Annotated in this window: 18 protein-coding genes and 1 pseudogene; 17 read left to right on the forward strand and 2 right to left on the reverse strand. The window is 39.4% G+C overall.

The features are described 5' to 3' along the window. Positions 1 to 178 precede the first annotated feature (178 nt). From BMW61_RS12455 to BMW61_RS12475, 5 genes are all read left to right on the forward strand, one after another. Complete coding sequence (locus tag BMW61_RS12455; RefSeq protein ID WP_091822418.1) at positions 179 to 700, forward strand: hypothetical protein; 522 nt, start codon at positions 179 to 181, stop codon at positions 698 to 700. Between the two features lie 42 nt (positions 701 to 742). Next, positions 743 to 1,012, forward strand: coding sequence for a uroporphyrin-III methyltransferase (locus tag BMW61_RS12460; RefSeq protein WP_242876731.1), 270 nt, complete (start codon positions 743 to 745; stop codon positions 1,010 to 1,012). A 183-nt stretch (positions 1,013 to 1,195) separates the two neighbouring features. Further along, positions 1,196 to 2,209, forward strand: a complete 1,014-nt coding sequence (locus tag BMW61_RS12465) for a DNA/RNA non-specific endonuclease (RefSeq protein ID WP_242876733.1) — start codon at positions 1,196 to 1,198, stop codon at positions 2,207 to 2,209. 39 nt (positions 2,210 to 2,248) lie between these two features. Beyond that, entirely contained in the window at positions 2,249 to 3,496 is a 1,248-nt protein-coding gene (locus BMW61_RS12470) for a hypothetical protein (RefSeq protein WP_091822420.1), read from the forward strand. A gap of 16 nt (positions 3,497 to 3,512) precedes the next feature. Next, on the forward strand, positions 3,513 to 5,591 hold the full coding sequence (locus BMW61_RS12475) for a tetratricopeptide repeat protein (protein WP_091822423.1): 2,079 nt from the start codon (positions 3,513 to 3,515) through the stop codon (positions 5,589 to 5,591). Between the two features lie 128 nt (positions 5,592 to 5,719). Here BMW61_RS12475 and BMW61_RS12480 read toward each other — a convergent pair whose 3' ends face one another. Beyond that, on the reverse strand, positions 5,720 to 5,941 hold the full coding sequence (locus BMW61_RS12480) for a hypothetical protein (protein ID WP_091822426.1): 222 nt from the start codon (positions 5,939 to 5,941) through the stop codon (positions 5,720 to 5,722). Between the two features lie 183 nt (positions 5,942 to 6,124). Here BMW61_RS12480 and BMW61_RS12485 point away from each other — a divergent pair, with 183 nt between their 5' ends. Continuing rightward, entirely contained in the window at positions 6,125 to 7,960 is a 1,836-nt protein-coding gene (locus BMW61_RS12485; protein ID WP_091822429.1) for an IS1096 element passenger TnpR family protein, read from the forward strand. Positions 7,961 to 8,201: 241 nt separating this feature from the next. Here BMW61_RS12485 and BMW61_RS21925 read toward each other — a convergent pair whose 3' ends face one another. Continuing rightward, positions 8,202 to 8,366, reverse strand: coding sequence for a hypothetical protein (locus tag BMW61_RS21925; protein ID WP_155829897.1), 165 nt, complete (start codon positions 8,364 to 8,366; stop codon positions 8,202 to 8,204). 392 nt (positions 8,367 to 8,758) lie between these two features. Between BMW61_RS21925 and BMW61_RS22815 the strand changes: the two genes are divergently transcribed. From BMW61_RS22815 to BMW61_RS12540, 11 genes and pseudogenes are all read left to right on the forward strand, one after another. Beyond that, positions 8,759 to 9,073 (forward strand): PspC domain-containing protein, encoded by a 315-nt coding sequence (locus tag BMW61_RS22815; protein WP_091822432.1) that lies wholly within the window; start codon positions 8,759 to 8,761, stop codon positions 9,071 to 9,073. Positions 9,074 to 9,122: 49 nt separating this feature from the next. Beyond that, positions 9,123 to 9,362, forward strand: a complete 240-nt coding sequence (locus tag BMW61_RS12495) for a hypothetical protein (protein ID WP_091822434.1) — start codon at positions 9,123 to 9,125, stop codon at positions 9,360 to 9,362. A 66-nt stretch (positions 9,363 to 9,428) separates the two neighbouring features. Continuing rightward, on the forward strand, positions 9,429 to 9,818 hold the full coding sequence (locus tag BMW61_RS12500) for a DUF4342 domain-containing protein (RefSeq protein WP_022762044.1): 390 nt from the start codon (positions 9,429 to 9,431) through the stop codon (positions 9,816 to 9,818). A 231-nt stretch (positions 9,819 to 10,049) separates the two neighbouring features. Then, positions 10,050 to 10,349, forward strand: a complete 300-nt coding sequence (locus tag BMW61_RS12505; protein WP_091822437.1) for a hypothetical protein — start codon at positions 10,050 to 10,052, stop codon at positions 10,347 to 10,349. A gap of 26 nt (positions 10,350 to 10,375) precedes the next feature. Beyond that, the gene (locus tag BMW61_RS12510) at positions 10,376 to 10,612 is read left to right on the forward strand and encodes a GlsB/YeaQ/YmgE family stress response membrane protein (protein WP_091822440.1); all 237 of its coding nucleotides are present in this window, start codon (positions 10,376 to 10,378) and stop codon (positions 10,610 to 10,612) included. A 4-nt stretch (positions 10,613 to 10,616) separates the two neighbouring features. Beyond that, positions 10,617 to 10,799: a hypothetical protein gene (locus BMW61_RS21605; protein ID WP_022762048.1), complete on the forward strand. Its 183-nt coding sequence runs from the start codon at positions 10,617 to 10,619 to the stop codon at positions 10,797 to 10,799. After that, positions 10,760 to 10,876, forward strand: a pseudogene (locus BMW61_RS22950) (arsenate reductase family protein); the annotation flags it as partial. The gene BMW61_RS21605 and the pseudogene BMW61_RS22950, both read left to right, overlap by 40 nt. A 3-nt stretch (positions 10,877 to 10,879) precedes the next feature. Then, positions 10,880 to 11,467: an HD domain-containing protein gene (locus BMW61_RS12520; protein WP_022762049.1), complete on the forward strand. Its 588-nt coding sequence runs from the start codon at positions 10,880 to 10,882 to the stop codon at positions 11,465 to 11,467. A 609-nt stretch (positions 11,468 to 12,076) separates the two neighbouring features. Next, a complete protein-coding gene (locus BMW61_RS12530) occupies positions 12,077 to 12,448 on the forward strand; it encodes a hypothetical protein (RefSeq protein WP_091822445.1) in 372 nt (123 codons plus the stop codon). Then, positions 12,435 to 13,001 carry an NUDIX hydrolase gene (locus tag BMW61_RS12535; RefSeq protein WP_091822448.1) on the forward strand — a complete coding sequence of 189 codons (567 nt, stop codon included), beginning with the start codon at positions 12,435 to 12,437 and terminating at the stop codon, positions 12,999 to 13,001. Before BMW61_RS12530 ends, BMW61_RS12535 begins: the two co-directional genes overlap by 14 nt. Continuing rightward, entirely contained in the window at positions 12,998 to 13,474 is a 477-nt protein-coding gene (locus BMW61_RS12540) for a hypothetical protein (RefSeq protein ID WP_091822452.1), read from the forward strand. Before BMW61_RS12535 ends, BMW61_RS12540 begins: the two co-directional genes overlap by 4 nt. The last annotated feature ends 100 nt before the right edge of the window (positions 13,475 to 13,574 follow it).

The following is a 13,574-nucleotide window of genomic DNA, read 5'->3' on the forward strand; positions in this document are numbered from 1 at the left end:
CTGCATCTGTGAATATTATGAAATCTGCCACAAAGATGGTGCTTTTAACTAATGTAGCGCAGGGAAAATAAAACGTTATATTTCGCCGAAACGGGTGTGTATTTGTAGATAAATCAGGTTTATTCTTGTATAAAGAGGAACCACACCGTTTTCAAGTAAGAGAAGGAGGCGGTAAGTTATGAAGAAATCAATAATTAGTCTTTTAATAGCATTCGCTGTTGCAATTACCATATTTGGAACTACATCTGTGAGCACTTTGGCATACAACAGTCAGTGCGCTAAGTCCGGATGTACAAGGAAAAGAAGCACCGGAAGTATTTACTGCTATGAGCATAAGGGCGGATCTTCCAGCAGTAGCTCATATTCAAGCAATAAGAGCTATTCTTCTAACACAAGTACAAAGCATTGCGCTAAGGCAGGCTGCACCAGGAAGAGAAGCACAGGAAGTATCTACTGTTACGAGCATAAGCCTAAGGATACATCAAGTAGTAGCTCTTATAGTAGCAAGAGTTCTTCCAAAAAGAAGAGCAGTTCTGGTAAATCAAAGAAGAGTTACGACTATTACGGAGTTCATGATTATAAATCAGCCCAGGACTTTGCTGATGACAAGTATGAAGAGTTCTATGATTACGAGGACGATTACGAAGATGAGGACGAGGCATACGATGCAGCAGAGGACTACTGGAACGATAACCACTGAATAGTGTTGGCTGTGTTGTGGAGCTATTTAAGGAGGCATGTTATGACAGGACCTTTTGATGATATGTTTGGAAATACACCCTTTGATCTTAACCATGATGGCCATATAGATGGTGGCGAGTGGGCGTTTATAAATGATGCACTTTTCGCAGATGATAGCAGTTCAAGCACCAGCGAAGATGATGAGATTGATGACGAGCTTGAAATGGCGGGCTTGTCCAGAGATGATCTGGAGATGATGGACCAGGAAGAACGTCGCGAGGCACTTGAAGATGCCGGTTTTGATGCTGACGATTTTGAAGATGAGTTTTGATTGATCTGTTTGACATAATTTGCAGATTCCGAATGAAATGATCATCCTCTGGGTAGTAGGAATCTGTGGCCATGGGCCAGCAGCCTGGTAGGGGATTGCGTGTGATCAGCCGGGGTACTCCTTTCTAAAGAATTCGTGGTAAACGATTGTAATAGGTTTGGTACATAGTAGCGGAGGTATGCTGTGAGAAACATTTTCTTCTCAAAAATGATAGGCTCTGTAACTCTGATAACAGCATTACTATGCGCAAATATTCTGGGGACATGCGCTGCAGGCGGTGAGAAAACTGCTGATCAGACGATTCCTGCTTATAGCGGTAACCCTTCAGTAGAGATAAATGATAATAAGCCGGAGTTTACCAAGAGCGAGATAACAAAGATATCTTTTGAAAGCTATGGTGAACTGGATGATCTTGGCAGATGCACTCCTGCGATGGCAAGTATTGGTAAGGACCTCATGCCTACAAAGGACCGCGAGTCCATAAGTATGGTAAGACCGACCGGTTGGGAACAGGAGAAATATCCCGGACTTGTAGACTCTGATCCTCCGTATCTTTATAACAGATGCCATATGATCGGATTCCAGCTGACGGGTGAGAATGCCAATGAGCAGAACCTGATAACCGGCACAAGATATTTCAATGTCGAGGGCATGCTGCCTTATGAGAATGAAGTCGCTGATTATATCAGAACCACCGGTAATCATGTAATGTACAGGGTTACTCCAGTATTTGAAGGGAATAATCTGCTGTGCGATGGCGTGAAGATCGAGGCATTGTCCGTTGAGGATGGTGGTAAGGGCGTTAGCTTCAATGTTTTCTGCTATAACGTGCAGCCTGGTGTGATTATTGATTATTCTGATGGATCAAATAAGCTGGATCGGAACTATAAGGTGGATCAGAGTAAGAAGACAGATGAAAAGGGTGTTTCTGATGATGGCAGTCAGAACGGGAAGACAACCTTTACACTAGAAGAGTTTGCTACGACTGGAAGCGGAGATGACGCGGAAAACGTTTCAAGATCTGCTTCTGAGAAGACTTATTCTTATATAGGAAACCGGAATTCTCATGTTTTTCATTATCCGGATTGTGACAGCGTGAAGGATATGAAGGAGAAGAATAAGATTTATTTCGAGGATGCTACGAGGGATGAGGTTATAGAAAAGGGGTTTAAGCCGTGTGGGCGCTGTCGGCCCTAGATAAACTTATTGCTATCAATAGGAAGGTGATTGGTTAATATGGATTGGTATTGTGAAAAATGTAAATCATTTCATAGAGATGAAGAAATATGCCCGCAGATTAGAATTCAACTGAAAAATCATCCAGAGTGGCTATCTGATGCAGCAAATTTTACCATCGTTGCAGGCGAGGAGTGTCTTGTTACTACACAAGCATTAGATAAAGTTGCGCAAGAGATAAATGCGATGATTGGCAGTAATCTTTCTTATGAAGGAACAAAACAATTTGCCCGAGATATTCAGGTTTTCAGACGATTGGATGAGGAACCTTTTTCAAAAGCAGGCTATTTTTCAACACCGAATAGTGCTAAATCATATATAGAATATGTATATGAAACTGCAAAAGAAAAACCGCGTACACTTATAAGTTTAGAATCGAAATTAACAGGATATTCTGAAGAAGTCGAGTGGTTGAGGCAAAAACAAGGGCAGATATCTTCGCTTTGGGAAAAAAGCGAATTGTTATCAAACAATGCTCCAGGCATTGATGGGGTTACATATAATAGGTTTACTGGTAAACAAATTAGTAGAACTACCATAAAGGCATCATCAAATCCTATGACAAAGAATAGTACAGGAATTGCTGATGTAAAAAAAGCAATTGATAAAGGGTATGCTACTTCTAAGGATATAATATATGGACCTGAAGGAACAAAAATCGCTGCTGCTGATGCAGGTCTAATAAATCCGGTTGAAGAAAAAAATAATGTTGAAAGTATTAGGAAGTCTAATAAGCGACTAGAGAGAAAAATGACAGAAGGACAGGCATATACAAAACCTACTGCAATGCAGGTAGGAAAACATGCTTTTCATGGGGCAATTGTCGGAGGTGCCATTTCTTTGTCGGCTTCTGCTATTTCAACATATATACGCTATCGCAATGACGAAATAACAAGAGAAGAAGCATTTAAGAAAATATCAGAAGATAGTATCAAAGGGGCATTGGTAGGTGGTACTCTGGGCGGAGTAACAATTTTTATACCAGGTGGAACAATAGGATTTGTTACAGGAAATGCGATAGGGATATATATCAGTAGTTCAACTGCGAATATATTAGATGAAATATTTGGTAAAGGGGCTTTTGCTGCAACTTTGGATTCAGCTGGATATGTTTGTGGGATGACTTATAATCTAGATTATTGTATTAGAGAAATAGAGAAGAATAATTACGTTATAGATCGGAATATTGAAGAGACAAGAAATGTTCAAAATGATATTGAGAAGCTGCTAGTTGATTTTGATATTTAAGTGATGGGGCAAATCAATGAGTATTAATCAAGATATACAAACAACTGAGGATAATTTAAAAATTGTGGAATTGGAAGATTCATTAAAGAAATTATTATCATTATCCGAGGAACAATTCAAAACGATTAAGCATGAAAAGTGGTATACCCGCTTGTGGGATACCATCACTTTTTCGAACAAAGGTGAAATTAGAAGAGCAGAGCAGATATGTACGCTTGCTCAGGCACAACAGATTGTAGCCCAATACGTACTGAAAGCATCTCGCCAAAACAAAGATTTGTCAGATTTTGCTCTCAACAATGCTTCGTATATACAAAGACTGGCAGGGCAAGCTCGTTGCTTCAAAAAGGAATTAACAAGTATTTCTAACTTAATACTATTACTTAATGAGATAAATAATGAACAATATAGTGGTTTCACCTCAATAACAGCAATGTGTTTGATACTTTCTCAGCTAGATAATGATATTATGTCTGACAGAAGATCGATAAATAATATTCTACTGAGCTTAAATAACCACAATGTTCTTAATGGTGAGAATATTGATGTTATAGACTTCTTGATGGATGTTGGTAATATTTCTGAAGAAGAGATGCCGTTGGTTTATACAGAATTATCAACTATAAGTGAGAATTACTATGCAAATTTGGCTTTGGCGGTTATAGAAAAGACGTTTTTTGTGGAGAAACATGATATATCTAGAGAAGATGTCGTTTTGGAAGTTGCAATAGAATATAATGTTGAAAAAATATATGATACAACAACGCTCAATAAGATTTTTATTTCTTTCCTTAACAGTCTAATTAGTAAGAAGATTAAGGAGGGAGACTTTGCGCTTACAAATCCATCTGCAAAGCAAGAACGAGAAAATGCGGAGAAACTTTTCTATGCAGGTAAATTGGTTGAAGCTTATCCTAAATTTATTCATGCAGCAGATGCAGGGGATGCAAGGGCATGCTATTTTGCTGCATGTTATTATTTCCATGCGTACGGAACGACAGAAAAGAGTGATGAGTTATATGAGAAGTATGTGAATCTAGGAGTTCAAAGAAGGGATCCATTTTGTACACTAGAGTATTCAAAGTACCTTGATAATCAAGGAGAAAAAGAAAAATCTGAAGATTGGAAAAATAAAGTAATTTCTCAAGTGGGGAAGCTTGCAGATAAAGGTGATATGGTCGCTTGTCATTTGATTGCTAACGAGGCCTTTTCCTATATTTGGGACAATAGTTCATTTTTTTCAGAGAATAAAAAGGAGGAAGTATCATCTGAAACAGAAAAGGAAAGATTCAGAATTGCTGCGGGAATACATAAAAGCTATTCTGCTAAGGCAATGAATGGAGGCTATTGGCCAACTGCATTTTCTAAAACCTTTTCACCAGAGATGGTTATTGATAGTAAGAGTCGCAAGGAAGCTATAGAAAAATACGGGTGGATGTACGAAAATGTCGAATGGGCAGATATCCAAGTATTACTTGGATTTAATTATCTATCGATGGATAAAACTGTAAGAGCAAGATACTATAAAAGTGCAGCTGAATGCTTCGTAAAAGCATTCAAATTACAAAAAGATGACTCTTTATGTGGATTAATATCGTTTTTATTAAGCGCGGGAATTATTGGCGAATCAGTAGCTGATGGGATTGAGGCTAAAAATATTAAAGTTTTTTACTACAAAGGGCTGGATAGTAATGAACCTGCTAAGCTACAGCAAATAGGTGACTTATATTTTTACGGGTTAGGTGCTAACAATTTAGGAATGGATAAGGCATCCGCTTTTGAATATTATGAAAGAGCATATGAAAAGTATAATAATGAAAATGATGCCAGATTGAAAATACTTTTTAAGTCTGGGAAAGCAGAAACGGCATATATGATTGGGGTTATGTTTGCTGATGGTATAGGAATCGAAAAGAATATAAATCAGGCAGTACATTTTTATCAGATTGCAAGTGAAAATGGGGAGGAACGTGCTATAAAAGCATTAGCTAATTGTTATTTAAAAGGGATAGGTGTAGAAAAGAATATTGACCAATATACTAAACTAATTTCAAAGATAAAAAAAGATAATAGCATTATCGATAAAGAAGCATAAATAGAAAAATAAGCGTCAGAATCTTTGTAATGAAAGTTTTGGCGCTTTTTTCATTATTCAAATGGAGATATGAACATATTAAACGCCAGGATCTTTTATAATGAAGACCCTGGCGATTTTATGCGCTTTCATGATTTCACAACCTGGAAATCCTTATTCCAGATAAACTCAAGTCCGTCGAAGAGATAGGTAAGCTTGCCATCAGGATAAAGGCTGATGAACTTGCTTGTGATATCGGATGGATTATCTTTGGAATTATAGAAGACGCCACCAATGTCATTGTACCCCTGCTTGTCATAAACAAAACCGTCAATAGTTATCCTAGAAGGAAACAGTGCTAAATCTGGCATGATTGGACTCCTTTATATTGTGGAAGGGTTTACGTATCTCTACAAGATATTGTATCACTCGGATGAGAATTTGTACTTTAAGAAATAATAAAATTTTCTTCCAAAACCTAGGTTGACACAAAATGAGATAAACGATATCTTTAGGTCAGTAGCTACCAAACTTATCGAAAGGAAGCAGAAGCTGTGACGGAAAAGATACCGGATAACAACGAAGTTGATGAACTTTACCAGAATATTATAGACGAATACCAAACCATAAAGTCAATAGCCCAGATTGCAAAAAAGCTTGGGACCACCCAGGTGAGGGTGCAGAGGGTTTTGATCACGGAAGGTCTGTGGAGTTCAAAACGGACGAGGCAGATAGCAGAGCTTAGGCAGCAGGGCCTATCTACTGAAGAAATCGCAGAAAAGCTGGGGAAGGATGTAAGAACAATACAGACATTTTTGCCATATAGCCGCGGTCAGTATGGGAAATCCGATTCGAACGATGCCATTAAGTCCAAGGATTACCGGGATCGTATGCATGTTGCAGCTGAGAAGATGCATAATAAGGAGGCCGCTGCAATGAAGACTGATCGCTATAGTATAGATATGGATTATCTGATGAAAAACGGAGCCGGAGGGGAGGGTAATATAAATACGAAGCCCCACACCGAAGAAGAGCTTAAGAATAATCCGTTTTATAACAGTGAATCCGTATTTAGGCTAAAGTTGGAACTAGTGGAAGACTTTATTTACGGTGAAGATGATGGGCTAGGCATGGAAGGTGATGAAAAAGATACTTTCCTGAAACTTGCTAAAGCAAAGGAAGGAATATCCAGGGAAGTTCTGGTTCCTAGCACAATGAACCTTCATGCCATGCACTATATGATACAGCGCCTGTTCGGGTGGCAGAACAGTCATCTCCACAATTTTTCAATACCACCGGAGGAATTCAAGGCGCTTACAAGGGGAACGGTCGGAGGCTGGGAAAATCTCTGCGGAAGCTTGTTGCATTTTCCTAATGATGATTCAAACGATTTTTACTGGGATGATGACTATGAATCCGGTGAGAGCGTAAAGAGCTGGTTTAAGAGAAAATACATAGGCCCATACAGACAAAAGGCTGTGTGTGACACATATTTTGATGCGCAGAGGCAGATAAAGGATTTTTCAGAACATTTCACCAAGATAACAGCAGATATGACGCTTGATGAGATGGAACATCAGATTATAATGGAGGAAAATCTGAACTTCCTTTCAGAGAGACTGACACTTGGGGAACTGCTTACAACAAATGCGCCAAAGGAAGGGAAAACCAGGGAGAAGGCTTATAAAAAGTGGTTGGAGAGGCTTTCCGAAAAGAAGCAGGAAACTGAACAGATGATAGATGCCAAGGGTGCTGAGTATATTAAGGACCTGAATGATGCTGCAGACAGTCTTAAGTTATGGAGACGTAACAAAACTGCAGTTAATAGACGCATATACTATGGACACGCAGAAGATCTGAAAAAAGAGACAGGGCGTTGTGCAGATGAGTGGTTAGAATCAGCAGACTTTTTGATACCACTGTATGAGGACAGATGCAGTGATCTTTTTGACAAATATAATCCTAAGCTTACACCGCTTTTTGATACATTATATTATCTGTACGATTATGGTGATGACTGGTGCGTGAAGATTACAGTACTTGATCAGTATGACCGTAAGACTAACGCCGATCTCTCCACCTGCGGAGCAGTTGTCGTGGATATCATGAAGGAAAGAGATGGGCTTAGAAGATTCAGATATTTCCAGGATGGTAAGGAAGTTGATGAGGAATTACGCACGGAGCTGGCATATATAGATGTGAAACAGCGTCCTAAATGTGTTGCTGCAGACGGACTGTATATAGTTGATGATGTCGGTGGAATAGGTGGTTTTTGTGAAATGCTCGAGACACTTGCCGGTGATGATCCAGAAGAAAAGGAGAGTATGAAAACCTGGGCAAGAAGCCTTGGGTGGACTGGCAGGATGAGCAAGCCCGAGAATATGCTGTAATATTGGAATATGTAAAGCCGTGGTATTTGTATTGGTTCACAAGTACCGCGGCATTGTTTTTGAAGTTGCCCGGAACTGCGCTGTCCCGGGCGTGTTGTTATGAAGAATTGTATGAAAAAAGTTTCTTTGCTATTTCCAGAAGATTTTCATCTCCCGATGGATGTATATTAGCATCCGAAACTTAAGTGAACATAAAAAAAGAAGATCCCTTTTGGAATCTTCCGTTAGTGCTATATATGGATTACCAAACGAAGGTTACTGCGTTAGCAATATCTTCTGTGATAGTGTTATCTTTTACAAGCTTTCTAAGCCATTTCTCAAGGTTGTCAACCTTGTGGTTTGTCTGGATAAAGTGAATGCTCTTGCCTTCTACATCATTTGAAAGAAACAGTTCGTACATATACATAAGAGAAACCTCCATTTAATCATCTTATTTTTGTTTCATTCGTATTGGCCATTTGAATGTTCCTTGTCGCTTACAGGAAATATATCGATGGGTGAGAGAGATAACTTTAGAGGAAACTATAATGTTTTAAAAATACTTTTTTGGGTGGCATATTTGAAATTTTTATTCATGAAAAATAAATGAGTTCCGTGTAAATTCGGCCATAATCAGTGTAGGTTGGCCTGAAGTTTTTGTACTGGTGATACCATACGGTCAGGATAAGGATGTAAAAAACTCTGTAAAAGAAGAATAGACATGCCATTTTTGCGAGGAAGAACATTTATCTGAAGATATTTCAATTTTACAATCGTTATATAAACAGATGGTGCTTCTCAGAAAGTGAGGAAGTTGTTATGAATGGAAAGAAATTGTACAAGAGTGCAGATAAAAAGGTTTGTGGCGTGTGCGGAGGCATAGCAGAATATTTTGGCATAGATCCGACAGTGATAAGACTTGTATATGTGTTACTTGTCTTGTTTACAGGCGTTGGTATCCTGCCATACATAATTGCAGCGATAATCATGGATGAAAATCCTGAAAATGTTGTATCCGTTAAGAGAATCGAAGAAAACAGTTACTCGGCAGAGAATGTCTACGAATCAGCTGAGCCGGTAGGTTTCAAGCCTGATTCTGACGACAATGGTGAAATTAAAGGATTTAACCTTTGATCAGATGCCCCGGGATGAACTATCCCGGAGTTTTTATGAGGAGGACGGCATGAACAGCAGATTAAAGAAATACGCAGGTGCTTTAGCAATTATCGTTGGTGTTCTTCTTGCATGGGAAGCAGCCAGTGAGGCAAATACGATGTTCATGATAGAGAGCATCTGTCTTGCTGTCATTGGAATGTGCTATGTACTTCCTGTCAGGGATGTCATTAAGCGGCTGATGGGGGAAGCAGTAAAAGCGAAAGAAAAGCAGAAACAGCCGGAAACGGAATTGTTCCTTATCCGCTGATAATATAGATCAAAGTAGCAATTACAATAAGTTTTGTAGTCAAGGAAGCTTAAAGAGGAGGATTTTATGGACATCACACTTGAAGCAATTGAAAAGGTAATGAATCAGACAGGAGTCGACTACGCAGCAGCCAAGGAAGCGCTGCAGCAGACAAATGGCGATGCAGATGAGGCAATAAAGCTCCTTCAGCCCAAGGCATGTGAACTGGAAGAAGACGTAAAGAAGCTTATTGATAAGCTTAAGAAGATCGTTGAGGATGGCAATGTCGACAGAATTCAGGTGAAGAAGGGCGATGAGATTGTTCTCAGTGTCCCTGTAAATGTCGGGATCATCGGCGGAGTTCTTGGACTTGCAGCAGCACCCTGGGCACTTATAGCAGGATCTGTAGCAGCATTCGGACTTGGATGCAAGCTGGTGGTGGTTAAGAAGGACGGCTCCACTGACGAAGTGAAGTAAAACTGAATACAGGATTTACATATGCCTCGGGGATTAATCTTTATTCCCGGGGCATTTTAGAAATCTATTTCCTATATTTTACCACTTATGGGGAATATGGTTATCGATATTGCAACTATGAATATGTATTATGACATGAACCGGACATATACTTATATCATAAACAGACAGTTGTCTGCGGAAGAGTCCAAAATAGCTTGAACATATAAGCAGACGTCTGGGAGGTTTGTTATGGATAAAAAGAGTAAAAAGACAGTAGGGATCGCAGTTGTTTTTGTGATGATTTTCATGGGTATCATAATTGTGCTGAACAAGGCATCTGTGCAGAGAGCGTTAAAGTCAATAAATTCCGAGTATTCCGGAGGCCTTGACCGAACCGTAACGGTGTATGACTATGATGGAAACGAGATCACACAATATACCGGTAAGATTGATATAGAGGATACCGAGACAGGCGGAAAAGTAAAATTTGACCTGGATGGAAAAAGAACTATCATATATGGTGGTATCGTAATAGTGCAGGAAAACTGAGAAAAGTAAGATTGGAGGCAAACAACATGTTTGGAATTATTGGTGGACTTATCCTTGGAGCAATTGCAGGTTTCATAGGAAGCAATATCATGAATGAGAAATCCGGAACATTTAAGAACATCATTCTTGGAGTTCTTGGTGGTGTAGTTGGCGGATTTGTATTTAAACTCATCGGATTTACAGCTACAGGCATAATTGGAAGCCTGATTGTATCAACTGTTGGTGCATGTATATGCATCTGGCTTGGAAGGAAGCTGTTCTAGGACTATGAAATTTAGTATGTCACTTTCGAAAGCAGAAAAGATTATGGCATTCTTCAATCAATTGGATCCTGAAGGAACATATAAAGCTTCACAGGATTACAGGGTCTATTCTTATGAAGCAGATACAATAGCTCAGGGTATAAAATCAAAGATAAGCTGGAAAAACTGCTTGAGAATCAGCAGATAATAAAGACGCCGGTAGTGAGAAATGGTAAGCAGTCTACACTGGGATATCAGCCATATGTGTGGAAGAAATGGGAATAAGTAATGGATGACAGACTGAGAAAGCAAATGGAGTTTGCCTTGGAGATAGATAAAGAAAAGAATGTATTCAGGCAGACTCATCTATCAGGAAAAGGCAGAAATGAAAATGATGCGGAGCACGCCTGGCATATGGCTATTATGGCGTATCTGCTTAAGGAATACTCAAATAAGGATATTGATATTTCAAGGGTCATGATAATGTGCCTTATTCATGACATAGTTGAGATTGATGCCGGTGATACATATGCATACGACAAAGAGGGGCTTGCTACCCAAAAGGAACGCGAGGATGCAGCCAAGGAAAGGATATTCTCGATTTTACCGGAGGATCAGAAAAAGGAACTGACAGCTCTTTTTGATGAGTTTGAGGAAAATAAGACTCCTGAATCGAAGTTTGCGCATGCAATGGATAACCTCCAGCCACTTATGCTGAACAACAGTAACGGTGGAGGTGACTGGAGAGAGCATGGGGTTACCAAGGAACAGGTATATGGCAGGCAGTCAAAGACAAGAGAAGGTTCGGAAAAGCTATATGAGCTTACAGATCAGATAATAAGGGAACATATCAGTAAAGGAAACATAAAGGAATGAAGTTGAAAGGCAATACTATCTGTACCGCGCAGCAATAGTGCTGAATGATTTAGAAAGCGCAGAGAGATTCAAAAGATATGTGATGGATAATGCCGGAACTACATGGTATGGACAGGCTGTTAGGGAGAACTTTGTTCCGGAAAACAAACCGGTAAACTATCCTGGATATATTATTAGAACGGAAATGCTAAACAGCCCAAGCAAAGTGGATAACAGCAGACTGAAATATATGTTACTGGGAGTGCTGATTGTTCTGTTGTTCTATATTGTACCCAGGTTGTTATAAGAGGCGGCAAGGAATTATAAGATGGGCAGCTGTGGAGTTAAAAATCCGCAGCTGTTTTTATATGGAGCAACATTCACTATCTGATAAATGCCGATAAAGATGGCATGAAGCTGAAATAATAAATATAAGATAAGGTGGACATCGCTGAAGTGACTGTCCACCTTTTTAACGGCATATCTTTGTGTTTTATGAAAATCTATACGGACGCAAAGGTCAGAATAGTTTCTCTCATGTCATCAAAAGTAAGTTTTTGTAATGATAGCAATGGTGTAAAATGGTAGAGATATATTTTGTTAAAGAATAATTGTTGGCGGAGGAAAAAAGTGAAGTTCTTGAAGTGGTTAAATCTAATTCCCCTTGTAATGTTTGTGATTAGGGATATGCTCGGAATGGCTGATATTAATCCCATATGGATGATAGTTATTGCGGCATTTGTCATAATGAATGTTTTTATGGCTAAAAGCATGAAGGAGTATCTCCTGTCTTCGTTATTATTGCTGATATCATGCGTTGCTGGAATGATACTAAGTACATATTATTACTACTATTTTGTTAGTTCTGATTTTGAGACACCTATTGTCGGAGCTTTCATTGCGATGGTCTATGGAATATTCGTGCTTGTACTGGTGGGAGTTGGTACAGCTGTTTTTGCCATCAGGAACAGAAAAGAGGCAGTGAAAAATGGAGATATTTGATATAACTGACGATAACGGCATTCCGACCGGGGATACTGTAAGCAGAAGTGATGCACATGACAATGGTATTCCTCATAGGACAGCACATATATGGATCGTGAGAAAAGAGGGAGGAAAATATCAGGTCCTTCTTCAGAAGAGGAGTGCTGAAAAAGAGTCTTTTCCCGGGATGTATGATACATCATCGGCAGGACATATCCAGGCTGGTGATGAGCCACTTGAGTCTGCACAGAGAGAACTGTTTGAGGAACTTGGAATAAAGACTGTTGCAGGTGATCTTACTTTTGCAGGGAAGTTCCATATTAAGTATGAGATGGAATTCCATGGAAAAATGTTTAAGGACAATGAAGTGGCTTTTGTTTATGTGTATGAAAAGCCGGTGGATATTTCCAAGCTGAAGCTTCAGACAGAGGAAGTAGAAGACGTCAGGTGGTTTGATATCGATAAAGTCCATGAGGGATGCATACACAGGGATGTCACATTTTGTGTTCCGATGGAAGGGCTTGAGACAGTAATGAAGTATCTTAAGGAAAAAGAAGAGAGACTAAGATGAAGAAAATAGTAGTGACAGTGCTTGCGCTGATAATGGTAATAGGAACAGTAGGATGTGGTGCGAAAAAAGAAGATGCAGCGATAATCGGTGGAGCTGACGGACCAACATCTATTTTTCTTGCATCAAAAGTGAGTGATCCTGTGGTATCAGGAACCTGGCAGACAGCATCTATAGGCTATGAGGCTGATGGAGATATGCAGCCTGAATACTATGTGCAGTTTGGCGATGCAGAGATAATCTATGGTCATATGGAAAATAATGATTTTGTTCCGGATCATTTTGATAGTATTTCGCTATTCGAGGAACTGGAGACTGGAGGATACAAGATTAAGGCAGAGTCTGATAACGGAGTACAGTACACGTATCAGTCTTCTGAAGAAGATGCGGATATCCTGGAATACTATGAGACATGGAACGAGGATGAGTTTTCAGAGAAGTACAGTGGCGGCGCTTCTCTTAGCAGATGTGATTAAACTTTAGTCTATAGCTTGTTTTGAACAGTGAGTAATGAGGGAAACATGAAAAGACGAGTAGTATTATTTGTGTTTGCATTATGTCTTGTGGCTGGATGCG

This window comes from Butyrivibrio sp. ob235, from assembly GCF_900109475.1.
Lineage (GTDB): Bacteria > Bacillota > Clostridia > Lachnospirales > Lachnospiraceae > Butyrivibrio.